Below are 26,350 nucleotides of genomic sequence, written 5' to 3' on the forward strand. Positions count from 1 at the left end.
TAGTTTTTAATATATTTTCTCTAAAAATGGTAGAATCTACCCTATATTCAAAAACAAAAGGAGTTTTATGCAATGGAATGCACAGAGTTGGACTAATAAACCTATCAAACAACACCCACCTTATACAGACAAAGCACTTTTAGAATCCATCAAAGCACAGCTTAAATCCTACCCTCCGCTTGTTTTTGCAGGAGAGGCAAGAGCCTTGCAGGAGCGTTTAGCTCAAGTATGTAAAGGCAAAGCATTTTTATTGCAAGGGGGGGATTGCGCAGAGAGCTTTTCGCAATTTAATGCTATCAATATTCGTGATTTATTTAAAGTCATTATTCAAATGGGGGCAATTCTTACCTTTGGTGCATCTTGCCCGGTTATTAAGGTGGGGCGCATCGCAGGGCAGTTTGCTAAACCTCGCTCAAGTGATATAGAAACACAAGGGGATATTTCTCTGCCGAGCTATCGTGGCGATATGATTAATGATATGGCTTTTAATGAAGAAGCGCGCAAACACGACCCAAACAGACTTTTGCAAGCCTATCATCAAAGCGCAGCAACACTTAATCTCCTCCGTGCATTCGCGCAAGGAGGGTTTGCTGACCTTAATCAAGTTCATAAATGGAATCTAAGCTTTGTAAAAAACAATGATTTTGGACGCAAATATGAGGAATTAGCCTCACGTATCACACAAGCACTCGATTTTATGAAAGCCTGTGGTATTAGCCCAAATCACCCTACACTACGCGAAACAGAGTTTTACACCTCACACGAAGCTCTTGTTTTGCACTATGAAGAGCCTTTATGCAGAGAAGATTCTCTTACAGGTGATTGGTATGATTGTTCAGCACATATGCTATGGATTGGAGAACGCACAAGAGGGCTTGATGAAGCGCATATTGAGTTTTTGCGCGGAGTAAAGAATCCTGTGGGTGTAAAAATTGGACCAAATGCGACAAAGGCTGATATTATGGGAATTTGTGATGCGCTTAATCCCCATAATATTAGTGGTAGGCTTAATCTCATTGTGCGTATGGGTGCGGATAAGATTCAAAATAATTTCCCCAAACTACTAGAATCAATCAATAAAGAGGGGCGCGAGATTGTATGGAGCTGTGATCCAATGCACGGCAATACGATTAAAGCAAACAATGGCTACAAAACGCGTGTATTTGATCGTGTGCTTAGCGAGGTAAAGAGCTTTTTTGAGATTCATAAAGCCTGTGGAAGTTACGCTGGTGGAGTGCATTTAGAAATGACGGGCGCAGATGTAACAGAATGTGTGGGAGGCTCACAAGCAATCACTGAAGAAAGTTTAGTGTGTAATTATAACACACAATGCGATCCACGCTTAAATGCTACACAAGCTATTGAAATGGCTTTTTTGATTGCAGATATGATTAAAAATCGCTAAGGCTAATGCCTCTTAGGGCAGTTCATATTTTTCTTTTTTAAAGGTAGTGAAAAACCCGCAAACACTGCCTTAGTGGCAAAAAATATATTAAGGGAAATAAACCTTTTTTGCAAAAAATAATTTTACAGATTCTTAAATTAGAATCTCAAGCTTTTTTATCTTAAAAAAGAATCTAGATTCTAAACCATTTTTGGAATCTCACAAGCATATTACCTTATATTCTTATTGCTAAGAGATTCTTAGAATCTTAAAAATGGATTTCTTATTTTTAGAGTTTTTAAGATTCTAGAATCTTAGGGTAGATTTTTATAAGATTCTAGAATCTAGGCACAAAAGAAACTACATTCCGCCTTAAAATGTATGGCGGAGATAGAAGAATAGATGTGAGCGGTCATCTTTGCGCTTTTGTGTCAATAAATTACTTGTTTGGTTATTATAGGCATAAAGTGGGCTATATCCAGCCTTTGTGGTATCACTAAACCACTCAACTTTTCCACCTACAGCGAAATCCTCGCGTATTTGATAATCAAGCAAGAGGGCTACACTTTGCTCACTGCTTCGTGGGCTATTTGTGCCGCGCCCTAAAATCTGCCAATTAAAATTGCCGTGCTTTGCGCCAAAATAGCCATAGCCTGTAACAGCATTGCGCCCAATGATATCATTCAAAGATTGCCCTATATCATACGCGCTTCCTGTCCAAATATCAAGCCAGAGTGGATTCCCCCAGCGCCCAATAAGTTCATTAGCATTGCCAAAGTTTTGATAATATCCTGCGCCAAAGAAAAAGTTATTGACCTCAAGTCGCTCATCAATATGCAGTGTGTAAGAATATTTCTCTATCTCACCCCACCTCTTTCCTAGCCCTCTTTGTTCTAAAGCAGCCACAGGAGCGAGGAAGCGCACTTTTGTGAGGGATTTAAAGCCTTGTGATTCCTTACTTGGATTGCTATCAAAGGTAAGGCTTACGCCCGGTGCAGTTACAATACCTTGTGTAAAATATGAGAATCCAGATAGGGTAAATCCACCTGCGCCTATATCAAGCCCTGCAGCATAGATATTACGCGTAGCTCCTCCTGCATAAGTTCCAAGCACACGATAGTAGTCATTAAACCATTGATCATACGCAAAAGCGCGGCGATTTGAGAAAAAGCCCCACGCTTTTACTACGCCAAGCTTCACATAAGTTTCAGCACCTTGTGTGTAGCCACTAAACCACTCACCTACCTTACCAGATTCATATCGCCCTGCCTTGATGTAGAAATGATCGCCAAAGGTGTATTCCAAAAAGGCATTTTGCACCATATAGTTTTGTATCTTTTCTTTGTCCCAAGCCACACCAAAATATGAGGTAACAACAGGCGAACCAATACCATCTACTGCGGGATCATTACGCGTAGAATCAAAAGCCAACCCACCAATAGCTCCTCCAAGCCCTGCCTTAAACCCAGCGCCCAAATCCGCATTGAGATTAAGCTGTGCGAATAATGTCGTAAAGCTCTCTGTGGGTGCAGCATTGGTGTTTTGGTCAAGTTTTTGATTATTAAAGCCCCATTTTGTGAAGCTCTCTGCCGAACCGCTGACTTTATAGTCAAAGGCACTTACAGATGAAGTAAGCAAGCCTCCTAAAGCCACATAAGTTAAAGCTCTTTTCATTTTTCTTCCTTTAAAATGTAAGTTTGAAATATTATTAATATTTCTTTGTAGATTCGCATATTTTTGAAAATACAATATGTATTCTAACATTTTATGCTTAAAGATTTCTTAGCATTATTCTATAAAAGCAATGCCTCTTAATTTTAGGCGCAAATACAAAATTCTAGCACCGCCATACGCACACATACGCCATTTGTTACTTGCTCTAAAACCTTGCAGCGTGAATCTTTAAGCACCTCATCATCAATATCAATATTACGATGCACGGGTCCAGGGTGCAAAACAATCACATCTCTATCTCCTAGAATCTCTGGCGTAATGCAATACTGCGCCGCATAATCTTTGAGTGAGCCATAAATTTGCTTATCGTGCCGCTCTGTTTGTGTGCGCAAACTCATAAAGACATCAACCTCTTTGGCTATCTCGCGTAAATGTGCTGTCGTGCGTAAAGTCGTGGGTGGGAGAAAATGCGGAGGGGCGACAAGAATCACCTCTAAACCAAAGCGCGTAAGCAACTCGATATTACTATTTGCTACACGTGAATTTTTAATATCCCCCACGATAGCAATTTTCTTACCCTTAAGATTCTCCCAATCATCGCCAAAATGCTCTTTAAGAGTGAGCAAATCAAGCAAGGCTTGGGTAGGGTGTGCGTGTGCGCCATCGCCTCCATTAATAATAGGGCAACTCACTTGCGATTTAAGATAATACCCTGCTCCAGCGTTTTTATGGCGGATAATAATCGCATTTGGTTTCATTGCATTGAGGTTTGCAGCAGTATCAGACATACTCTCACCCTTTGCTGTGGAACTTCTACTTACATCAAGGCGCACAACATCGGCACTCAAACGCTTTGCTGCAATCTCAAAACTAGAGAGTGTGCGTGTGGAGTTTTCAAAAAAAATCGTAATGATTGTTTTATTTTTCAAGCTTTCTCTATGGCGCATATCTTTATAAATTTGGGCTTGGGAGAGGATACTCTGAATCTGCATAACACTCAAATCGCTTGTGCGGAGAAGATGACGAGGGGTGTGCATAGATGTCCTTTGCTAAAATCTTTAGATATTGTAGCAAACTTTGTGCTAAAATTGTACGCATTCTTAGCAATCTGCAACAACATACAATCCCTAAAAAAGAGGATAATTTTTATGTATAAAATATCTATGATTATAAGCATATATGCGATATTATGTGTAGGTTGCAGTGATTTTTATCGCAAAGATTTTATACATATCCCCTCAGCGCATAATACCGAGCAAGAAACACAAAAAGAGCAAGAAATTCAAGCAACGCGCAAGGGGCAGATTTTAGAAAATAATCACACGCGTGTAGTGATGATTGTGCGCTATATGAATGAGATTAGCAAGAATTTTGTCAAAGATGAGAAAGGCGAAGTATTTTTGGTAGAACTCTATGCAAGAAATGAGCAGATTCCACTTGAGCTTCTCTCCTTTAATCTTAGTAGCACTTACAAAAGCCTAGAGGCAGAAAAAATTAGCAAACAAAATAAGCAGGATTTAGGAGAATTTGCCCCTGATATTGCTTATAATAATATATATAAGGTTGTTTTTGGTTCTATGGGATTTCGAGGGAGAGATAATCTCAAACTCACCGCGCGTATTGAGGGGATTGGGGAGATGAATTTTGATTTTAGCTATGCAAAACGCAAAAGTAACCTTACACAATAATGCAACGACTTGATCTCTACTGCACTGCCCTGCTCTCCTCTCGCACAAAGGCACAAGAAGCTATTAAACAAGGCTGCGTGAGTGTCAATGGCAAGGTTGTATATAAAAATGCTATGCTTTTAGAATCTACTGATACAATTTATATTAATACACAGGGTTTGCTCCTTGGTAGAGCAGGATACAAGCTACGAAGTTTTATTGAAGACTTAGAAAAAAAGCATATATGGAAAAGCAATTATCTTAAAGACAAAAGAGCGTGTGATATTGGCTCAAGCACGGGGGGATTTGCTCAAGTGCTTTTGGAACATAATGTGCGCGAAGTGGTATGTGTAGATGTAGGCAAAAATCAGCTTCACACGCATCTTCGCAATGATGCTCGTGTGAGAGTTTTTGAGGAATGTGATGTGAGGGATTTTAATGATGAAAAAGGATTTGATGTGCTTGTATGTGATGTGAGCTTTATCTCGCTCTATAAGCTTATAGAGAGCTTTAAGCGCATTGCAAGCGTGGATTATATTTGGCTTTTTAAGCCGCAATTTGAAGTAGGCAAACATATCAAAAGAGATAAAAAGGGGGTTATTAAGGATAAAAATGTAGGAAAAAAAGCATTAGAACAATTTTGTGCTGATGTGGGGGGTGATTTTAGCATTATCCACACTGCACAAAGTAGCCTCACAGGAAAGGAAGGAAATGTTGAGTTTTTTATCTATGCCAAAAAATGAGCATATTTTAGGATTAGCATTAGGAAAATTTGATGGTATGCACTTAGCCCACAAGGCGTTATTTGCGCATTTACCACCACAAAGCGCGCTTTTGTGTATAGAAAGCAAGGGTGCATCACTCACCCCATACAAAGAGCCATATAGCCCTTATCCTATTATATCTATTAATTTTGAAGATATTATAGATTGGAGCGGGGCGCATTTTATGAAAGTTTTAAATGATAAATTTCCCTCTTTACACACATTGGTTGTAGGCTATGATTTTGCTTTTGGCAAAGATAGGGCATATAGTGCAAATAATTTGGCTCATTTTTTTAATGGAAAAATAGTGATTATGCCTGAATTTTGCGTAAATGGCATAGGTGTGCATTCAAGCCTGATTAAAGAATATATTCGCAATGGTGATATGAAAAGTGCAACGCATATGCTTGGGAGATTCTATGCCTTAAGAGGCAATATCATCTCTGGGCAGAATCTTGGCTCAAAAGCGCTCTATGCGACTATTAATATAGAAGTGGGCGAATATATCCTGCCCCAAAATGGTGTATATGCGAGTTTTACGCAGCTTGAAAACGAGATTTTACCAAGTGTAAGTTTTATAGGCAACCGCCTAAGCACTGATGATGCCTTTAGCGTTGAAACACATATTCTTGAGCAAAATATTCACACTCTTAGCGATAATAAAGCAAGTATATTTTTTGTGCAAAAAATCCGCGATAATCAAAAATTTGAACATCTTTACCTCCTCAAAGAAGCAATTACGCAAGATATAGCACAAGCAAAAGAGATACTGCATAATGCAAATAAAAATTTGATAGCCTAAGCATATAACTTAACCTTTAGTTTTTTGGGGATAAAAAAGAATCTTGCTTTTTTGCAAGGGCTTTGGAAAAAAATATTTGCTTTAGATTCTAAAAAAGTAAAAATATAAAGTTAAGGGTAAAAGATATGTAAGCTTTTTCATTAAAAAGATTCTTAAAAAATTAAAATCTTTATGGCTCTGTCGGATTTGCTGGGGATTGTATAGGAGGGCTTGGGGAAGATGGTGTGGGTGAATCCGCTGTGGGTGATATAGGAGAATCTGTAGGGGATTGTATAGGTGGTTGCGTTTCTGCAGGGCTTTTTTGCTCTGGCACACTCGCCTCTTGATTTTGCAAATCCTGCTTATCTGTCTCTTCTTCTATCCCTTCTTGCGCGGGTTGCTCTGCCTCCTCTTGTGTATCTTCTGCATTTTGAGCTGGGGGTTGTGTAGTTTCTACATTATCTTTTGGGGGCTTAGGTGTGATAATATCCGTAGATGGTTTTTCATTTTTTTGCATTTTTTGCGCAAATTTATTTGAAAGATAGCAATCAACATAGATTCGATATAAAAATGGCTCTTTTGCCTTGAGATTTGGCACAATTACCGCAAAGTTTTTTGTCTCCCCCACCTCAATATCAATCTCAATGCTTATACCTGATGAGCTTTTAGGAAAGAGGGAATTTAGAATCTTCATAGCCTTACTCCCCTTTTCATCACGCACCTCATTAACGGCTATATAGCATTCATTAATGACAATTTTGCCTTTATTAGTAATCTCGCCTGCTACAAAAAAACCATTTGTATATTGCATAGCGTGAGCGCTAGTAATATTCACTTCACTTGTATAGAGGACTTTTTGCATAAGAAAACGCAACACAAAAGGGGTAGAAAAAATCACAAGTATGGAAAGAAAAAAGAAAAAACGCGCGATAAACTTCCGCCCCCTGAGCAAAAGCCCAAGCGTAAAAAACATAATAAATACAAAAAAAATCACCAAAAGAGAGGCAATCTCATACAAAGAGAGGTAGGAGATGATTTGTATAAGAAGTGTTTTAAGTTTCTCGAGCATAATCTATTGTATTCCCTTAAGATGAACTACGCGAAGCCTTTTCCTCTATGCCACTTTGCCCCGTGCGCCTTTGTAATTCCTGCAAGACACGCTCGGGCGAGACATGAGCAAGAGCTAAACCCACAAGCGTATGATAGAATAAATCTGCACATTCATAAATAATGGCTTCTTCTTCTTTATCTTTAAGCGCAAAGCAAAACTCTCCTGCTTCTTCGATAATTTTTTTACCTATGCCATTTGCGCCTTTAGCAAGTAAAGACGCACTATAACTACGTTCAATACTTTCATTTCTGCGCGATTGGATTGTATGATAGAGTTCATCAAGGATATGATACACACCCTGTATATGGCGATTTGGCGATGTTTGCGGAAGTGGCATAGGCTTTTTTTCATCAAAAACAACACCTTTAAAAAAGCAGCTCTTTTCTCCTGTATGACAAGCCACACCAACTTGCTCCACAATAAAAATCAAGCTATCATCATCACAATCTAATCGAATCTCTTTAATATGCTGTATATGTCCGCTCTGCTCGCCTTTTTTCCAGATTCTCTGCTTAGAGCGCGAAAAATAGTGAGCAATTTGACTCTGCACACTTAAAAGCAAAGACTGCCTAGAGGAATAAGCAAGCATTAGAATCTCCTTACTTTCCTGCTCCTGCACGATAGTAGGTATCAGTTCATATCGCTCCCAATCGATTCCCTTAAGCACATCTTGCATTAACTATTGTCCTACAACCGCACTTTTTTGCTTTCCTTGAGAATCTACCCAAATATTTGGCACTGCCCCACCGGGCGTTAAGAAAATTTGCGCATTATTATTTTCTTTTAATGCCTCATTAAATTTGCCCTGCATCTCAATTTGACGCAATTCAAGCAATCGCTGCGAGAGGCTTTCATTTACAAGCCTATTTGCCTCACTTTGACCTTTTGCCTCAATCTCTAGTGCATCAGCCTTACCTTTTGCTCTTTCACGCAAGGCATTTGCCTCCTCTTTTGCCTTTTGTGCATCTCTTTTAGCAAGTTCAACGCCCTCAATACGCGTTTTTACCTGCTCTGGAAGCACAATCTCACGCAACTGAATGGACACAAGCTTCACAGGCTGATTAGGTGTTGCATCAAGTTTGCCCTTAAAGCCCGTATAGATAAGATTTGCTACCTCATCACGTTTTGTAGGAAGCTCCTCTGTGGGATAATTTCCCACCGCACTACGCACGACATCGCGAATCACAGGATTAATAATTTTTTGCTCCCACGCTGTGCCATATTCTGCTATGGTTGCAGGAACTTTTTCGCGCTCAAGCTGATATTGCACGGTTAGCTCAATAGAAATAGTCATACCACTTGTATCCATTACATTAATCGCATCATTGCGCAAAATACTCTGCTCACGCCCGATATTTCCCATATCCTCAATGCGTGAGAAGTTAATCGTCCTTACTTTTGTATCCACAATAATCACATTTTGAATGATTGGAATAAAAAAATGCAAGCCTGGATCAAGCGGCGTGGGATCATATTTACCTGTGGTTACCTTAATACCAACCTCACCTGCATTGACAATCACAAAAGGACGTGCAGCGATAAAAATCACTACAAGAAGTATCACTATAATAAGCACCCCTAAAGATTTGCCACTTGGCATAGGAGGCATAGAAAAAGATTCTATATTAAAGCCATTATTGCCTCTATTATTCCCGCCATTATTGCTACCATTTGGGCGATTCCCACCGCCATTATTGCCATTGCCTCTTGGTGGCTCACTCTTTTGCTCTGACGTTTTTTCATCAGCTTGAGCGCGTTTTTTCTTTAAATGCTCATTTAAATCAATAGGCATTGCTTCTCCTTTAATCAATATAAGTTAAATAATGTGTATATTTGGGATTTTCTCCATTCACAAGCGCAAAAAATGCTTCCTGCAATTTTTTAGTCATCTCTCCAACTTTTCCGCTACCAATAACGCGCGCATCAAGCTCACGCACAGGCGTAATCTCCGCTGCAGTTCCGGTAAAAAATGCTTCATCAGCAATATAGACTTCATCACGTGTAATGCGTCTTTGCTCAACCACAATCCCCATATCTTGAGCAAGTTCAATAGTTGTGGCTTGAGTGATAGATTCTAGAGTATTATCATAGGGTGGAGTGATAAGTTTGCCATTTCGAACAATAAAAAAGCACTCGCCACTTCCTTCAGCCACAAAGCCATTATCATCAAGTAGCAACGCCTCATCGCAACCACAAGAGAGGGCTTCGTGCTTTGCCATTTGTGAATTAAGATAATTTGCCGCTACTTTTGCTTTTCCCATAAAAGCTTTTGTTGGATTGCGCACAAATGAGCTTGTTTTGACTTTGATACCATTATTCAAGCCATCTTCGCCAAGATACGCTCCCCATTCCCACGCAGCAATAGCAACATTTACAGGTGCTTTGATATGACTAACCCCCATTACGCCATAACCCAAATAGATAATAGGGCGGATATACACATTCCCCTTATAATCATCTCTATTTGCCCTCAAAAGCTCTATATGCGCCTTTTCTAACTCCTCTTGCGTATAAGGTGATTTGATACACACAATCTTTGCAGAATCTAAAAGTCGTCTTGTGTGTTTTTTGAGGTGAAAAATCGCCAATCCTTTTTTTGTCATATAGGCTCTTGTGCCTTCAAACACAGCATTGCCATAATGTAAAGTATGGCTTAGAATATGTGTGGTTGCCTCTGCCCAAGGCACGAGTTTGCCATCTTTCCAAATATATTTTGATTCTTCCATAATAAAAACGCCTCCGCTTTGTTGCAAAAATAATGTGCAAGATTGTAGCAAAAGTTTTATAATATTTTTGTTTAGTGGCTTGAAGTCGTATTTCTCTCCTCAAGCAAAAGATACTCTGTAATTTTAGATTCAAGCTTTGTTTCTAGCTCATTTAATTCCTCTGCTAAAGCAAGAATGCCTTGTTTCTCATATTCTTTAGGATTGCTTAGGGCAATTTGCAAGATTTTCTGCCTTTGTTCAAGCTCCTCAATCTCTTGAGGAAGTCTCTGCAAGGCGAGATTCTCTTTATAGCTCAATTTCGTTGATTTTTTAGAATCTCCTCTTGTTTGAGCTTTGTGAGAAGATGTTGTTTGCGCAGATTCTGCTTTTTGCATATTAGATTCAAAAGTGGCAAGCTCACATAAATCTTGAGCAATATGTAAATATTCACTATAAGATGCGTAACTCTCTACAATCTTGCCATTACCTTCAAAAATAAGGAGTTTATGAGCGAGTTTATCGACAAAATAGCGGTCGTGGCTTACAAAAATCACTGCACAAGAAAGCCCAAGGAGATACTCCTCAATAATATTAATAGTTTGTATATCTAAGTCATTTGTTGGCTCATCAAGGATAAAAACATCAACTTCTTTTGTAAAGAGCAATGCCAAAGCTACACGATTTTTCTCCCCACCGCTTAATGCGCCAATTTTTTGAGAAAGCAATTCTTTAGGAAAAAGAAAGTTTTTCAAATACCCATAAACGTGCATATGTTTACCACGCACATCAATATGCTCTCCACCATTTAGACAAAAAGTCTCAAGCAAGTCCTTATCATCTTCGAGCATACTCGTGTGCTGATCAAAATAACCAATGCGTATATCCCCAACCTTTATCACTCCAGAATCTGGCTTTTGCTCCCCAAGAAGCATTTTGAGCAAACTTGATTTGCCCGAGCCATTTTTTCCTACGATGCCAATTTTATCACGCGCTAGGATTCTAAGGCTCAAATCTTTCACAAGATATTTGCCATCTATGCTTTTATGCAAATGCTCAATCTCAAAAAGGCATTTTTGGTGATTATGACTTTGTGGGGCATTGAAAGCTTTTTGTTCGCGCTCAAGTTCAAGGCGCATCTTGCGCAAAAGTGAGGGGTTTTTTTTTGCCTCCTCTCGCATTGCTAAGATTCTGCTTTTTCGTCCCTCATTACGTTTAGTGCGCGCTCTCACACCTTTTCTTAGCCATTCTTCCTCTGCTTTAAGGATTTTAAGGAGTTTTTGATGAGCTTTATCCATATTATGCAAAATCTCCGCCTTTTTGGCAAGATAATCCATATACCCACCATCAAAACTCCGCGCACAGCCATTATCAAGCTCTATAATGCGCGTTGCCACTCTATCAATAAAATAGCGGTCGTGGCTAATAAAAACCAAACTCAAATGAGAAGAGTTAAGAAAATCCTCTAAAAATTGCACTATTTGCACATCAAGGTGGTTTGTAGGCTCATCAAGAAGCAGTATATCGCAAGGCTGCAATAACAAACTTGCCAAGGCTACGCGCTTTTGCTCACCTCCACTTAGAGAATTAGCAAGTCTATCTTTAAAGGATTCAAGATCAAAATGACTAAGAATCTCATTGACTAAACCCTGCAAATCCCAGCCTCTATATGCACTAAGATATGCGCTTAGGCGTTCGTATTCCTCTAGCATATCCTTGCTAACCTCTGCTTGGGTAGCCATTATGGTATGTAGCGTCTCTATGCGCTCATAAGCAGCTTTTAACTCACTCATACTCTCAAGGAGCACCTCGCCTACACTTGATTGTGGAGAAAATATGGGCTTTTGCGGGAGGGAGAGAATCTTAAGATGCTTAATGCTAATGCGCTCTCCACTATCTTTATCTTTTCGCCCTGCGATAATATCTAAAAGGCTTGATTTGCCCGAGCCATTTCTCCCTACTATCGCGATACGCTCACCTTTTGAGATATGAAAGCAAACACGATCTAAAATCACCTTATGATCATATTGCTTACTCACATCTTGCAAGGATAGCAGATTCATAAAATTATTGCGGCTCGAAAGTTTTAATTTGCTTCATTGAAAGGATAGCAAAATTTGTATCTTTATTTTTCTTAGATTCCTTCCCGATTTTAATAATCCCAGCAGGTGTATCAAAGCGTAATTCAGAATCTATATAGATAAGCTCAAATTTTTGGCGATTGACTGCACTAAAATATTCTATTTCCTTATGAAAAAGCACAACATTATAAAACTTGCTTTTTGCCATAATTTTAACCTTAAGCTCAAGGCAGAAATCAGGGTTATCAGAAAAAATCAAAAAGGTTTTCACATTTTTTTGTATGTATTTGTTGTAATACTGATATACGACATATTCATTATCGCGTATTTTGGATTTATCAAGCATCTTGACGTGATTGCCTAAAAAAGTCATCGCACAAAAAGGAGCGTTGATATTATGCTTAAAAAACACATTTTTAATTGCCACAGATTCCATACCAAGCTTCCATAGTTTATTATCAATATGGGTAGCACATATATCCATAGCGTCCTTTGTCTTGCCAATCAAAATCTCATACATTTTATTAAACACGCTCTCAAATTTTTTGAGATTCTCACTCTTAAAATTATCAGATAATGCCTTTAATCTATCAAAAGCCTCTGTTAATGTCTTTATTTCAGTCTCTGATTTAGCCACGACTGCCATTGTACGTTTTTTGCGCTCTTCTAATGCTATTGGATCGCCCTTTTTTGCATCAATCTTAGCTTGAATCGAACGAAGCTCCATAGCCCCCACACGAATCTTATTCTGCATAGAAAGTTTCTGCTCATTAAAGCCCTCAATCGCCCTTAATACACCTTTATAATGATATTGCGAATCAAGAAAACATTCCTCATAGATTTTATCAGCTGTGAGATTGACATTAGTTTGAAACTGCCGATAGGAATACTCAAGCTTTGTGAGAATCTGCAAATCATCAGCAAAAACATCAATGGTAACGTGCCTATCATTAAACACAAGATAATCGATGGCTTTTGTGAGATAAGGCTTTAAAATAGTGTAATTAATCTTTTTTTGAGCCTTTTCCTCGTCCCCATCATTTTCTTCTTCCATTCCCTGTATAGAGTTAAGCGCATTAAACTCCTCACGGAAATAATCCTTAATCGTGTCTTGAATAGATGTGCTAATCTCGATAGTTTCAAGCTTGTAGTAATCTGTCTCCTCAAAAATCTTCTTGGCAATATTTGCCTTTGCATCTGACTCTTTACTTTTAAGCTCATCATCGGTATTAGTGCGCCAAAAATCAATCTCGCGCACCAACCCACCTTCTGGAAAAGCCTGATATTTTGAGGCTTTGCAACTTGTAACTCTGCTATCATTATCCTCATCAAGTCGAAATTCTACTAATAACCCTGCACTTGGCATTACACGTTTATCATGCCAATTTTTATCACGTAACTCAAAAATCTTTTTTGTAGCATTGATAATCACACCATTTTTGGTTTGGTTTGAATATCTTAATATCTTGCCATGCACCTTGCACTCCTTGCATCCTACAACTTATAAAGTAACTTTCTCTAATGTATTAATGCTTCAAATTTCGTATAAAACTTACAATTTTAGCTAAATAAAAATAAAAAAATCATTATGAATTCTATAAAATCTTTATGATATAATGCGTCCAATCTATGAAAATAAATACAAAGGGCATTTTGCGCCTATATACAAAACAAATAAAAACAAAAAAGCACCCATACAAAGGATTCTCCATTAAACACAAAAAAATATATGTCTTTATCGGTCTTGCTATCGTGCTACTTTTTTTCTCCCTCACAATCCTCTTGGGAAGTTTTGGGCTTATGGGGAGCATTGGCAGAGGGATTGCTCACATACATATTAGAATCTTAGGCTACATCGGCTATATCTTTTTTCCTCTTTTATTCTATCCACTCTATGCCCTTTATAAAGACTGCACACTAAGCTTTAGGCGGCTTGAGCTACTTGTCTCTTGCTGCCTCTTTTTTATCGCGCTTTTACTCTTACAATCACTTCTCTTGCAAGAAGGATATTTTGGCAATGCCCTCGCACTCTTTTTCAAAGATTATATTGGTGCTTTTGGCGCGTGGGCGATTGATATATTCTTTTTTGTGTTTGCGTGGCTTATTTTCACACCACGCAACTTAAGCGCTCTCTTTAATCAAACAAAGCATAAAGCCCTTGTGGCACTTGATGTGATTGCACATTTTACACGCGCATCTCTTTATTTTATGCGCTCATTTTTCTCGCGCCTCAAAACCTCTCTTGCGCCACATTTGAAAAAGCTCTTTATTGCAGATTCACAAGATATTTTTGATTTACAGGGTGAAAAAAAGGAGCAAACAACCAAAGCTCACTATGATTTTAAAGATGTTATTATAGAAGAAGGGTTTGATGAAATGCACAAAAGCTCAAATCCTCAAGATTCTCAACCTAGTCAAAATCAACAAGAAAGCCAAGATGTGCAAACATCTGCAAGTCTTGATGAAAAAACTCAAGCCCAACCTTCCCTATTTTCTGCTTTAGATGCTCCCGCAGCAATACCTCCAAAACAAACGCGCGTAGAAATTGTAGAATCTACCGGAGAAGAAATAAAACTCCAAGACTTTTTCAAAAGCCAAATTGCCCAGTATAAAGATATGCTTAAAAGTCTTAATAAACATATCGCTCTTACCGAACCAGCCATCAAACCCACACAGCCAACGCTATTTGAAAACAATACACAAGAAGAATCCACAGCCCCCACCCAAACTCCACAAACAGATACTCCAAATGAACCACGCACAAAGACTATCTCCACGCCTCCTCCGCGTCCGCTTAATCCAAATGTATTTTTGCAATCTTCTTCTACGCAAAATACACAGCAAAATATGCAAATGGATTTGATAAAGAGCAATAACATCGAGGCATCACAATCAAATGCGCTTCAAATGCCTCACTTACAAGCAGCCAAAACACATCAGCCAAACCCAATTCAAGTTGATATGAAAGATATTACAGAATCTAACCATACACAATATTCTACATCTATCCTTGCAGACTTAGCCCATACCTCACCCCTGCATACACCGCCATTTGCGCCTATAATCCCTCTCTCAAGCACACAATCTCTTGTGCAAGAAACTAAGACTTCTAAAAACCTTGAAGACGCGCAAGATTCTAAAGAATTTACGCCACAAAATCCACCAAATCCTTCTAAAGAGCACACCCCATTGCCCACATCTCAACTTGAATCTCACAATCAAGAAAAAAATGTGGAAAATGAGCAAAGCCATACTACTCAAAATCTTTTTAAGCCACCCACATCGCTTTTTGAATGGGTAGATTCTATCGTGCAAGAAATCCCCGCACAAACACCACAAAAAGAAACCACAGAAGAAGTGAGGAAAAAACCAAGCTTTGCGCACTCAAATCCCACCGAGCTTAATGAAAATAAGCATTTATTGAGTGAGCTTGAGTATGGCAAGATTGACAAACCTGCAAACTTCAAACTCCCGCTCACAAGCTTCCTCAATCAACCACAGCAAGAGCAAGTTGAAATTGATGAGAGTGAGATTGACCGCAAGATTGAAAATCTCTTAGCAAAGCTAAAGATGTTTCGCGTAGAGGGCGATATTGTGCGCACCTATTCTGGTCCTATTGTTACAACTTTTGAGTTCCGTCCCGCTCCTAATGTCAAAGTAAGCAAGATTCTTGCGCTCGAAGATGATTTGGCTATGGCTTTGCGTGCGCGTTCGATTCGTATTCAAGCTCCTGTGCCGGGTAAAGATGTGGTAGGGATAGAAATACCAAATAACACCACACAAACTATTTATTTGCGTGAGATTCTAGAATCTGATATATTTAAAACCTCTATTTCACCGCTAACGCTTGCACTTGGCAAGGATATTATAGGCAATCCTTTTATTACAGATTTAAAAAAAGCTCCACATTTGCTTATTGCTGGGACAACAGGGAGTGGTAAAAGTGTGGGGCTTAATGCGATGATTCTCTCCTTGCTCTATAAAAATACACCCCAAAATTTGAAGCTTTTAATGATTGACCCAAAAAAGGTTGAATTTAGCATTTATGCTGATATCCCGCACCTCATCGCGCCTATCATCTCTGCTCCTAAAAAAGCCATTGCGGCACTCAATAGTGCAGTAGTCGAAATGGAGAGACGACTTGATTTGATGAGTGAGGCATTTGCAAGAGATATAGATACCTATAATCGCAAAATGGTAGATGATAAGGGTGAGAAATTCCCCTATCTTGTGATTATCATCGATGAACTCGCTGATTTAATGATGACAGGTGGCAAAGAAGTGGAATTTGCCCTTGCGCGTATTGCACAAAAAGGACGCGCTTCAGGAATTCATATTATCGTAGCTACGCAAAGACCAAGCGTAGATGTGATTACCGGACTTATCAAGGCAAATCTCCCTTCACGCATTAGCTATAAGGTAGGGAGCAAGATAGATTCTAAAGTGATACTTGATAGTTTTGGTGCAGAAGCGCTGCTTGGCAGAGGCGATATGCTCTTTAAACTCTCTGATCGTATGATTCGCCTTCACGCCCCTTGGAGCGCAGAAGAAGAAATTGAAAAAATTACCGAGTTTATACGCAATCAACAAGAAGTCGTGTATGATAAGGATTTTATGCTTGATGAAAAAGATGAGCTTGTCTCAAATGGAGCAAGAGAGGGTGCAGAAAGTGGGGATTTACTCACAGAGGCAAAAAACATCATTTTGCAAGATAAAAAAACTTCAGCAAGTTATTTACAACGGCGGCTTGGCATTGGCTATAATAAAGCGGCAAATATCATCGAGCAGCTTGAACGAGAGGGCTTTTTGAGCGCTCCAAATACCAAAGGGGTGCGGGAGATTATTGGCTAAATTTAGATTTATCGATAGATTTTCATAAACTTTAAGCAAGGCTTAATAAGCATTTATTTTTAGTTTATACAATGCCACCCATATTTAAAAATGATGAAGGAGTTTTAATGAAATATATATTCTTATATTTATGTCTTTTTATCACTTTTACAGGTAAATTATTTGCGATTGATTTCTTAGAAGCACCCAAAGCACAAAAGCGCGTTACTCCTCAAGCAGGCAATGATACGATTTATTCTTTTAATTCTTCTATTGAGCAGGCAAAAAAGGCAGTAGTCAATATCTCCACACAAAAAAATGTAAGTAATCAAATCCCAAATCACCCAATGTTTAATGATCCATTTTTTCAACAATTTTTTGGCGATCTTTATGGGCAGATTCCAAAAGATCGTGTAGAACGTAGTCTTGGAAGCGGGGTAATTATCTCAAGTGATGGCTATATTATCACAAATAATCACGTGATTGATGAAGCAGATAAGGTGCTTGTTTCACTTTCAGATAGCTCAAAAGAATATACGGCAAAAATCGTAGGCACAGATGCGCGTAGCGATTTGGCAGTGATTAAAATTGAGGCAAATAATCTCTCGCCTATTAGTTTTGCTGATAGCTCAAATGTGCTTATTGGCGATGTTGTCTTTGCGATTGGGAATCCTTTTGGCGTAGGCGAGAGTATCACACAGGGCATTGTTTCAGCACTCAATAAAAGTGGTATCGGCATTAATGATTATGAAAACTTTATCCAAACTGATGCTTCGATTAATCCGGGGAATTCTGGTGGGGCATTGGTAGATTCTCGTGGCACGCTCATTGGCATTAATACCGCTATCCTCTCGCGCACAGGAGGGAATCACGGCATAGGCTTTGCGATACCTTCGGATATGGTTAAAAAAATCGCCAAAGAACTCATCGAAAAAGGAAGCATTAAGCGAGGATTCTTAGGCGTTGGGATTCAAGATATAAGCAAGGATTTAAAAGAAAGCTATGGTGATAATACCGGTGCGGTTGTTATTAGCCTAGAGCCACAATCTCCTGCGGCAAAAGCGGGGCTTATGGTATGGGATCTCATCACACATATCAATGGCAAAAAAGTTTCAAATGCCGCGGAGCTTAAGAATCTTATCGGTATGCTCTCGCCTAATGAAAGAGTGGTGGTAAAATTTATCCGCGATAAGCAAGAGCGTGTAGCTCAAGTTACACTTGGGGAATTACCAGATAATAAATCAACTCAAGCCCCCTCTACACAAAATACACCAAATGGTGCAAGTAGCGGAAATTTTGAGGGCTTAAGCGTAGAAGAGCTTACCCCTGCTCTAAGACAACGTTATAGAATCCCAAATGAGATAAATGGCGTGGTGGTCTCACGCATAAATCCTAACTCAAAGGCAAAAGAAGCAGGATTTGAGGTGGGCGATATCATTGCTCAAGTAGAAAATATCACGATTAGAAAACCTGCTGATTTGGGCAATGCTTTTATGCGACTAAAAGGCAAAAATAAAAGAATCTTAGTCTATAATAGCAATGGCACAAAAACCATATTGATGAAATAAGGAGAACACACAAAGTGGTAATGCTTAGCGATGAGCAGGTTGCACTTATTAAAGAATACCTTTATAAATACTGCGGGATTCATTTGGGCGATACAAAGCCCACACTGATAAAAAACAGAATCTATATGCTAATGCGTGAAACAAAAATACCTAGCATAGATGATTTGCTCTGCTGTATTAAAACCAACAAGAAGATTCAGCAACAATTTATCAATAACTTCACCACAAACAAAACTGATTTTTTTCGCGAGTATCCTCATTTCCAAGATATGATTGATCGCTCATTACCCCTGCTTTTTAAGCTCAATCGCCCTATTAAGATTTTTTGTTGTGCAAGTTCTACTGGGCAAGAACCTTATTCTATTGCGATGAGTGTGCTCTATGCAAAAAAGCTTTACAACGCCAATGTGCCTGTAAGTATTATCGCCACCGATATTGATACGGTTGTATTAGAAAAGGCAAGAACGGGTTCTTATACGATTAATTTTAAAATAGAGAAATTCCCAACTTGGTGTGAGATTAATGAATTTTTTGACCCACTTGATGATGGCAAAGATATTTCTGCGTGCTCACTTAAAGTCAAAGATAAGCTTAAATCAATGATTACTTTCAAACAACTCAATCTCTTTGATAAATTTTATCCTTTTTCGCGCGAGGAGTTTGATATACTCTTTTGTCGCAATGTGCTTATCTATTTTAAGCAAGAGGATCAATATAAGATTTTAACGCGCCTTATTGATACTTTGCGCATTGGTGGGACATTTTATTTGGGGCATTCTGAAATTCTCTATGATTTGGCAGAAAAATTTGAAAAGCTTGGCAATAAAACTTTTATCAAAACAAAGGCATAAACAATATGATAATGGAAACGATAAAACATCACCCCGATGAAATCCTCAAAAGCAACCCGTGCAAAATCTCACGTAGCAAGCTTATTGTTATCGGTGCCTCCACAGGCGGTGTTGATGCTCTCTCTTATATTTTTTCTCGCTTACCTGATCATTTACCCCCTGTTGCGGTGGTGCAACATATCCCACAAAGCTTTGGCTCTTCTTTTATTAAGCGGCTTGATACTCTCTCCAAACTTACTATTTGCGAGGTAACTTCAAAGGTAGCAATGAAAAACAATGTAGTCTATATCGCGGGGGGTGATAAGCATATGATTGTGGATTTTGCATTGGGTTCATACTATGCTTCTCCGCTTAATGAAGAAATGCGTATCTCACGCCATAAACCAAGCGTGGATATACTCTTTCGTAGCGCAAATAACGCCGCAGGCGCATCAGCACTTGGCATAATCCTCACTGGTATGGGCGATGATGGCTGCATTGGATTAAAAGAGCTTTATGATAATGGAGCGCATACTCTCGCAGAAAATGAAAAAGATTGCGTTGTATTTGGTATGCCCAAAAAAGCCATTGAAATGGGTGCAGTCAGTGAAGTTTTAAGTCTTGATATGATTATTTCACGCATTGTAACTTACGCTAATGCCCCACTTGGGTTAAAAACACCTGCACAAACAAAGAATGTAGAATATCTACCCCCCCCCCTAGAGATTTAAAAAAATAGAGTTCTATACATTCCCATATATCTCATAGAGAGTAAGAACTCTGTTTGTATCACTATGCTCTTTTACTCTAATCTAAAAGTATGCAAGTATTCGCAAAATCTATAAATTCTAAAATACAATGATAAAAAAACACAATTTTAAAGTCGAAAAAGAGAATTTTCGTAGTTTTACTCTACGACAAACAAACGCCGCTCATCGATAAAAATCAAATGTCCTCTTGTATCGTTAAAGCCTACGCAGAATAACTCGAAAAAAGCTCTTTTTGGGTTGCAGTAGCGCACCACTGCTCCAATCAATGAGGAAAACTTCAATTTTTATTGCCGAAAGTAGCTACCCTGCCACGACTTGAAATACTCTAGCCAATTTTTATCGATTCTACTTGTGCATATAAAATTGCAAAAAAGTAGCCTCTTGAACTAAATTCTAAATATGCCCCCCTTGTGCTTAATCACATTGCAAAAATAGACTTTTTATTTTTGATAATTTTTTTAGGAGAATGCTGTGACTTATTTAACTCCGTCTCTCTATTATATCTTACTTAAATCCTCTCTTATTTGCTCTCTTTAAACAACTTCTTTGAGTAAAAATTATAAGAATTTAATTTATTCATAGCTTTTAAGCAACTCGCACGCCTCTTTGTCGTTTTTAAAATAACACTTGCGTTGCAAATCCTCATACGCTTGCAATTCCTTGTCTTTCTCCTGCTTATTTTCTCGCGCCTTTTGGCTTTCTCCTTTGTATGCTTTATACTCCCTGAGCTGTAACTGATACCCAATATAGAGAAAAAAACAAATACACGCAATCAATATTACATCAACTCTGCGTAAATTTTTTATCCTATCACAAAATCCACATTTCATTCCTTCTCCCTTATTGTGTGCTTATCGCCTTTTTATCTGTCTCTTGTGCTTGTTTTTGCAATCTCTTGCGCAAAGATACCATAATTGTTTCTATCACATCATCATAATCCTTGCTTGGCGAAAGGATACTCTCTTTATTTTCATTCAATGATACAAAAGTGATATTTTGCCCATAGTGCATTATTTGCTTCAAATGACAAGCATTAGCAAGAATCTTAATGCGTATAAGCTCCAAAAAGGCTTCACTCTCCCTATCAAGTGTGCCAAATCGATCAAAAATTTCAGATTCTATATCATTCACTTCACTCACAGAGCCACAAAGTGATAATCGCCGATAAAGCTCTAAACGCAACTTATCACTTGCAATAAGCTGTGGATTAAGATAGGCATTAAGATTGAGTTTAATATCACATTGTATTGGTGCTACTCCCCCCTTGCCACTTAGATACTGAATGCACTCTTCAAGCAAACGCAAATACAATCCATAGCCAATATTTTTAATATGCCCACTTTGTGCTTCTCCTAGCAGATTCCCACCACCTCGTATTTCTAAATCATAATAAGCAAGATTTTCGCCGCTACCAAGATAGGAATTTTTCTCTAATGCGCTAAGTCGCTTTTTGGCTTCAGGAGTGATAGAATCCATATCTTGCACCAAAAAATAGCAAAAGCCCTCTTTATTGCTACGTCCTACCCGTCCTCGTAATTGATGCAAATCTGCTATGCCAAATCTATCAGCAGAAGCCACAATAATCGTATTAGCATTAGGGAGATGAATGCCAGATTCTACAATGCTTGTGCAAAGCAAAAGATTATATTTTCTCTGCGCAAAATCATACATTATCTCTTCGCTTTTAGCACTATCCACTTGTGAATGCAAAATAGCAATAGTGAGTTCAGGCAAAAGAGCTTGTAAATCCTGTGCTTTTTTTTGGATACTTGCGATGTTATTATGGATATAAAATACCTGCCCACCGCGCCGCAACTCACGCAAAATCACTTCTTTTAAAAGTGAATCTTTACCGCTTTTGATAAAAGTGCGCACAGGGATTCTATCCACAGGAGGCGTATGAAGCGAGCTTAGGGATTTGATTTGAGAAAGCGCCATATTAAGTGTGCGAGGTATGGGAGTGGCACTCATACTCAAAAGATGCGTATTCACGCATAACTCTTTAATGCGTTCTTTTTGCTTTACGCCAAATTTATGCTCCTCATCAACAACAATAAGCCCAAGATTATGAAACTCTGCCCCAAAAAGCGCGTGAGTGCCTATCACTACTTGTATTTCACCACTTTTAAGCCCATCAAAAAGGATTTTTTTATCAGTATTTTTAATGTATCTATCACATCGCCCAATACGCACACCAAAGGATTCTAGGCGCATTTTTAAACTTTGATAATGCTGTGCGCAAAGCAGGGTTGTAGGCACAATCATTGCAGCTTGATACTTGCATAAACATACCGCATATATAGCATTCATCGCTACTTCTGTTTTACCAAAGCCCACATCACCACTTAATAATCTATCCATTACCCTACCTGAAGATAAATCCGCATAAATCTCATCAATGCTCCGCCTTTGATCTTGTGTAAGCGTGAATCCACACGCATTGCTAAAAGCAATAAGAGCGGGATTTTGGGTGTCAATCTTTGCCCCTTGCAATAAATTGCGCTTCGCACTTAACTCAATAATGCCATTTGCAATTTCTAAAAGCTTCGTCTTTACTTTTTGCTTAAGCTTTGCAAAACTCCCCTTGCCAAGCCTATCAAGCATTGGAATCTGCCCAGAATCTGCCACATAACGATCAATCATATTAAGATTTTCAACCGGCAGTAGTAGCTTATCCTCGCCTTGATAAGCAATTTCTATAAAATCCCTCACAACCCCCGCAATCTGTGCGCTTTTAAGCCCAATAAATTGTCCTATGCCATACTCGCTATGCACGATATATTCACCTTGCGCAATTTCATTAAGCTTTAATGTGGGCTTTTTATGTTTAGTTTTTGTTTGTGGGGCATTAAGCGAAAGGAGGAGTTCATTTGGCGTGATAAGATTCACAACCGCATTACAATGCCGTATATCCACCCCCTGCAAATCCGCCTTATTAAAGGCTTTAAGCTTAATATCATTGCTTGTTAAAAGCGTGATATGTCGCTTTGGGTGGGCTTTTATCATTGAGACAAGATTATTAGGATTAAAGAGTATATCACTATAACCCTCTATCACTTCACATACAGGCAAAGTCTCAATTTGCTTTAGTGTCAATGCCTCTTGCATTAAGCTTAGGCTATAAATCTCTTTGGCTTCTTTGAGCGCAGAGGGAGTAAGCAAAGTTGCATATTCAAGAGGTAAAAAATGTGCCCTCTGCCCCAAAAACCAAAATCCAAACGAAGCTACATCTTTATTAAAACCTTCAAAATCACTGCTCTGCACAAGGGATTGTAATTCTTTATTTTCTTGGGAAGTGAGTGAAAAAAGTGCAGGAAGAATCTCAAGATGTTCAATTTCAATGGGATTACTCATTTGAGTATGTGTATCAAAGCAGCGCATACTCTCTATTTGCTCATCAAAAAATACAATGCGATAGGGTTTTTCACTTTGAGGAATAAAAATATCAATAATCTCACCCCGAAAGCTTACCTCTCCTTCAAGCTCAACCACCTCGACACATTCATAGCCATACTCGATAATACGCTCCTTTAAAGCATTATAATCATAATTATGATGAAGCTCTAAGCTAAAGCTTTGCAAAATCTCTGCTTTAGGCAGTGCGTGAAGCACACTTGCAATAGGAGCGATGAGAATCTTGTGATTTTTAGTGGTATAAAAATCGCGTAGAATATGCAAAGTATGCAAAAACTCCTCGCGAAATGAGCTCAAATCATCGCCAAAATGAATGGGAAGCTCGGGTAAGACAAAAGGCGAGATAGAAAACAAACCAAAGACTTCACAAGCATCTTGAGCTTGTTTGAAATCTTGAGTAAGCAAAAGTTCATAAGAAAAATCACCCGCTTTGAGAAGTCTATACAGACAAGATTGTATCAAACTCCTCTCCGATACTATTTATCTTTTTTGGGAAGCTCTAACGAAGCAATATCTGTTTTACTTGCTTTTGGATTTTTGATTTTGCTTTCACCTACAAATGTGCCTTTACGATCAATCACAAATTCAGATGTGCTTACCACACCCTCTACACGCCCTTGAGGCTTAATTTCAAGTATGCTTGAGGTTATATTTCCTATATAACGACCGCTTACAATAAGAGAGGTTGTCTCTACTTCACCACGAACGATACCATTTTGACCAATCATTACGGTGTCTTTAGAGTGGATATTTCCCTCAAACTCTCCATCAATATGTAATCGACAATCCGTATTAATCTCTCCTTTGATTTTTGTGCCTTGTGCGATAATAGTCGCTCCGCCTTTTGAATTTACTCCATCAGGTTGTTGATTGTCACTAGCAAAGATCGCCATGCTACACTCCTTTCTTTTTCAAAAATTGAATCAAAATTACTCATCTTCCATTCCATAAAATTTTTGGGATTAATCACATTGCCCAAAAATCGTATTTCATAATGAAGATGTGGTCCTGTGCTTCGTCCTGTATTGCCACTATAAGCAATAAGCTGCCCACGTTTAACAAACATTCCTTTTTGCACCACTATTTTATTCAAATGAGCATAATAAGTCATAAACCCAAGTGAATGATCTATTTTAACAAGATATCCATAACCACCACCTGAAAATTCTGCCCCATTCACAACACCATCAGCAGTTGCATATATAGGTGTGCCAATAGGCATAGCAAAATCCACGCCTGTATGCAAATGCCTTGTAAAAAATAGTGGATGCGATCTATACCCATAAGGTGCGGAAATATGATCATATCTCTCCATAGGATAACCATTGGGGATAAATTTCATCACAAAAGCTTTTTGCATTCCCGTAAGCGAAGCAGAATCGATGCGAGATTCTAAATTGCTCTCTACATCATTTGAGCGATCAATGGGTGAGCCGATAATGCTCTCTAAATCGCCGATTCTATCATCGATTTGGGACATTTCTTTGATTCGTTGCTCAATTTGATGATTGAGTGATTCATTTTCGCTTACCATTTTTTGATAACGTTTAAGAATCATCTCATTTAACACTGACATTTTGCTAATCTCTGCTCTAAAAGCTTGAATGGATACCACACCAAAAACAATGAGCGTGAGAATAAACACAATAAAATAAAGGCTTATTTGCTTAAAAATAGAATTGATATTGATATAACGCGAACCATTTTGGTCGGTTATCATTAAAACAAGGCGATTACTTTTAAAATTCATTGTAATTTAGTAAGCGAAAATCTCGCTATTTTGGTAGCTTATACGATAATTTTTTAATTGAATCAAATCATCAAGTGCCCAGACTAAAGTTTTCCAATCAATAGCACTATTTACACCAAGTACTTGCGCAAAATTATCACTATTCCAATCAATATAATTCGCCACAGGAAGAACAGAATCAACAAAATGCAAATCATAATATAAGTTTTTACTGCTATATCCTATGACTTGCCCTTTAACTACAAAGTCTCCCTTTTGCACAACTGCCTTACCCAAATGCCCATAGCTTGAAGTAAATCCATAGGAATGCCGAATCTGTATGAGATGATTTTCACTCCCCGCTATACGCACTGAATCAATAATGCCATTTGCAGTAGCATACACAGGTGTGTTTTGCTGAAGTGCATAAACTGAAGTATGCTTATGAGGAAAGTTTTTAGAAGCAAAGTCCTTAATAGGATCGCCATTAGGAATAATCTTTAAAAACAAATCTTTTTGCAAAGGAGTAAAAGCATCAAAATCAATATCTTGGTTATCATAAACTTTGTGGGTTTGCTTAGAGACATTGACAATGTTCTCAAGCTCATTAACTTTATTACTTACCTTGAAGAGTTCATTTGTTTTATAATCAATATCACGTTCTAGTTCACTATTTTTCTCATAAATATTTTGAAATTTCTCACGAACTTGCATATTATTTGCCAAAATTACCTCAAGCTCACTCATCAAAAAATGGGCTATGACAAAATAAAAAATTATCATAATTGCAATCCCCACCCCTAAAAAAAGAGCAATCTTTTGAATCAAGCGATTAACACTAAATTGTCTTGAACCACTATCATCAATAATAGAAATCAGTAATTTATCTTGCACGACTTTCCCCTATATTGTTGTAAAAATGCCTCTATTACACTAAAAGAGCCAAAGACAAGGTACTCTTCATCTTCTCTCATTTGCGCCATATCAAAGTCCTCATACTCTATTGCTAACATTTGCAATATATGAGTGAGTTTCTCTTTTGGGC

22 protein-coding genes are annotated in these 26,350 nt (G+C 38.3%); 8 read left to right on the forward strand and 14 right to left on the reverse strand.

Annotated features, from left to right (window positions below):
* Nucleotides 1–67 precede the first annotated feature (67 nt).
* Complete coding sequence (locus J1E28_RS00225) at nt 68–1,405, forward strand: class II 3-deoxy-7-phosphoheptulonate synthase (protein ID WP_291025929.1); 1,338 nt, start codon at nt 68–70, stop codon at nt 1,403–1,405.
* Between the two features lie 351 nt (nt 1,406–1,756).
* On the opposite strand, the gene J1E28_RS00230 is transcribed toward J1E28_RS00225, so the two are convergent.
* Both J1E28_RS00230 and J1E28_RS00235 read right to left on the reverse strand, forming a co-directional pair.
* Nucleotides 1,757–3,058 (reverse strand): outer membrane family protein, encoded by a 1,302-nt coding sequence (locus J1E28_RS00230; RefSeq protein ID WP_291025930.1) that lies wholly within the window; start codon nt 3,056–3,058, stop codon nt 1,757–1,759.
* 143 nt (nt 3,059–3,201) lie between these two features.
* Complete coding sequence (locus J1E28_RS00235; RefSeq protein WP_291025931.1) at nt 3,202–4,095, reverse strand: aspartate carbamoyltransferase catalytic subunit; 894 nt, start codon at nt 4,093–4,095, stop codon at nt 3,202–3,204.
* 111 nt (nt 4,096–4,206) lie between these two features.
* Between J1E28_RS00235 and J1E28_RS00240 the strand changes: the two genes are divergently transcribed.
* From J1E28_RS00240 to J1E28_RS00250, 3 genes are read left to right on the forward strand one after another with little or no spacing between them, the layout of a single operon-like run.
* The gene (locus J1E28_RS00240) at nt 4,207–4,746 is read left to right on the forward strand and encodes a hypothetical protein (RefSeq protein ID WP_291025932.1); all 540 of its coding nucleotides are present in this window, start codon (nt 4,207–4,209) and stop codon (nt 4,744–4,746) included.
* Complete coding sequence (locus J1E28_RS00245) at nt 4,746–5,468, forward strand: TlyA family RNA methyltransferase (protein ID WP_291025933.1); 723 nt, start codon at nt 4,746–4,748, stop codon at nt 5,466–5,468. Before J1E28_RS00240 ends, J1E28_RS00245 begins: the two co-directional genes overlap by 1 nt.
* A complete protein-coding gene (locus tag J1E28_RS00250) occupies nt 5,437–6,291 on the forward strand; it encodes a bifunctional riboflavin kinase/FAD synthetase (RefSeq protein ID WP_291025934.1) in 855 nt (284 codons plus the stop codon). The genes J1E28_RS00245 and J1E28_RS00250 overlap by 32 nt, the downstream gene beginning before the upstream one ends.
* 169 nt (nt 6,292–6,460) lie before the next feature.
* On the opposite strand, the gene J1E28_RS00255 is transcribed toward J1E28_RS00250, so the two are convergent.
* The 6 genes from J1E28_RS00255 to J1E28_RS00280 all read right to left on the reverse strand — a co-directional run bounded on the left by J1E28_RS00255 (nt 6,461) and on the right by J1E28_RS00280 (nt 13,641).
* A complete protein-coding gene (locus J1E28_RS00255) occupies nt 6,461–7,339 on the reverse strand; it encodes a DUF2393 family protein (RefSeq protein ID WP_291025935.1) in 879 nt (292 codons plus the stop codon).
* 16 nt (nt 7,340–7,355) lie between these two features.
* A complete protein-coding gene (hisIE, locus tag J1E28_RS00260) occupies nt 7,356–8,057 on the reverse strand; it encodes a bifunctional phosphoribosyl-AMP cyclohydrolase/phosphoribosyl-ATP diphosphatase HisIE (RefSeq protein ID WP_291025936.1) in 702 nt (233 codons plus the stop codon).
* Nucleotides 8,058–8,060: 3 nt separating this feature from the next.
* Entirely contained in the window at nt 8,061–9,173 is a 1,113-nt protein-coding gene (locus J1E28_RS00265) for a prohibitin family protein (protein ID WP_291025937.1), read from the reverse strand.
* Between the two features lie 10 nt (nt 9,174–9,183).
* Nucleotides 9,184–10,107: a branched-chain amino acid transaminase gene (locus J1E28_RS00270; protein ID WP_291025938.1), complete on the reverse strand. Its 924-nt coding sequence runs from the start codon at nt 10,105–10,107 to the stop codon at nt 9,184–9,186.
* A gap of 71 nt (nt 10,108–10,178) precedes the next feature.
* A complete protein-coding gene (locus J1E28_RS00275) occupies nt 10,179–12,146 on the reverse strand; it encodes an ABC-F family ATP-binding cassette domain-containing protein (RefSeq protein WP_291025939.1) in 1,968 nt (655 codons plus the stop codon).
* A 4-nt stretch (nt 12,147–12,150) separates the two neighbouring features.
* Nucleotides 12,151–13,641 (reverse strand): hypothetical protein, encoded by a 1,491-nt coding sequence (locus J1E28_RS00280; protein WP_291025940.1) that lies wholly within the window; start codon nt 13,639–13,641, stop codon nt 12,151–12,153.
* A 152-nt stretch (nt 13,642–13,793) separates the two neighbouring features.
* On the opposite strand from J1E28_RS00280, the gene J1E28_RS00285 reads away from it, so the two are divergent.
* From J1E28_RS00285 to J1E28_RS00300, 4 genes are all read left to right on the forward strand, one after another.
* Nucleotides 13,794–17,015 carry a DNA translocase FtsK gene (locus J1E28_RS00285; protein ID WP_366008731.1) on the forward strand — a complete coding sequence of 1,074 codons (3,222 nt, stop codon included), beginning with the start codon at nt 13,794–13,796 and terminating at the stop codon, nt 17,013–17,015.
* Nucleotides 17,016–17,122: 107 nt separating this feature from the next.
* Nucleotides 17,123–18,562, forward strand: a complete 1,440-nt coding sequence (locus J1E28_RS00290) for a Do family serine endopeptidase (RefSeq protein WP_291025941.1) — start codon at nt 17,123–17,125, stop codon at nt 18,560–18,562.
* 14 nt (nt 18,563–18,576) lie between these two features.
* Nucleotides 18,577–19,413: a protein-glutamate O-methyltransferase CheR gene (locus tag J1E28_RS00295; RefSeq protein WP_291025942.1), complete on the forward strand. Its 837-nt coding sequence runs from the start codon at nt 18,577–18,579 to the stop codon at nt 19,411–19,413.
* A gap of 5 nt (nt 19,414–19,418) precedes the next feature.
* The gene (locus J1E28_RS00300) at nt 19,419–20,123 is read left to right on the forward strand and encodes a CheB methylesterase domain-containing protein (RefSeq protein ID WP_291025943.1); all 705 of its coding nucleotides are present in this window, start codon (nt 19,419–19,421) and stop codon (nt 20,121–20,123) included.
* 176 nt (nt 20,124–20,299) lie between these two features.
* Here J1E28_RS00300 and J1E28_RS00305 read toward each other — a convergent pair whose 3' ends face one another.
* The 6 genes from J1E28_RS00305 to J1E28_RS00330 form a co-directional block, all read right to left on the reverse strand.
* Complete coding sequence (locus J1E28_RS00305) at nt 20,300–20,428, reverse strand: hypothetical protein (protein ID WP_291025944.1); 129 nt, start codon at nt 20,426–20,428, stop codon at nt 20,300–20,302.
* Nucleotides 20,429–20,734: 306 nt separating this feature from the next.
* The gene (locus tag J1E28_RS00310; protein ID WP_291025945.1) at nt 20,735–20,992 is read right to left on the reverse strand and encodes a hypothetical protein; all 258 of its coding nucleotides are present in this window, start codon (nt 20,990–20,992) and stop codon (nt 20,735–20,737) included.
* 10 nt (nt 20,993–21,002) lie between these two features.
* Nucleotides 21,003–24,038 carry a transcription-repair coupling factor gene (gene mfd / locus J1E28_RS00315; RefSeq protein WP_291025946.1) on the reverse strand — a complete coding sequence of 1,012 codons (3,036 nt, stop codon included), beginning with the start codon at nt 24,036–24,038 and terminating at the stop codon, nt 21,003–21,005.
* 14 nt (nt 24,039–24,052) lie between these two features.
* On the reverse strand, nt 24,053–24,469 hold the full coding sequence (locus J1E28_RS00320; protein WP_291025947.1) for a polymer-forming cytoskeletal protein: 417 nt from the start codon (nt 24,467–24,469) through the stop codon (nt 24,053–24,055).
* The gene (locus J1E28_RS00325; RefSeq protein WP_291025948.1) at nt 24,427–25,326 is read right to left on the reverse strand and encodes a M23 family metallopeptidase; all 900 of its coding nucleotides are present in this window, start codon (nt 25,324–25,326) and stop codon (nt 24,427–24,429) included. The genes J1E28_RS00320 and J1E28_RS00325 overlap by 43 nt, the downstream gene beginning before the upstream one ends.
* 6 nt (nt 25,327–25,332) lie before the next feature.
* Nucleotides 25,333–26,199, reverse strand: a complete 867-nt coding sequence (locus tag J1E28_RS00330) for a M23 family metallopeptidase (protein ID WP_291025949.1) — start codon at nt 26,197–26,199, stop codon at nt 25,333–25,335.
* Between the last annotated feature and the right edge of the window lie 151 nt (nt 26,200–26,350).

The sequence above is a fragment of the Helicobacter sp. genome, from assembly GCF_022511165.1.
Classification (GTDB): Bacteria; Campylobacterota; Campylobacteria; order Campylobacterales; family Helicobacteraceae; genus Helicobacter_C.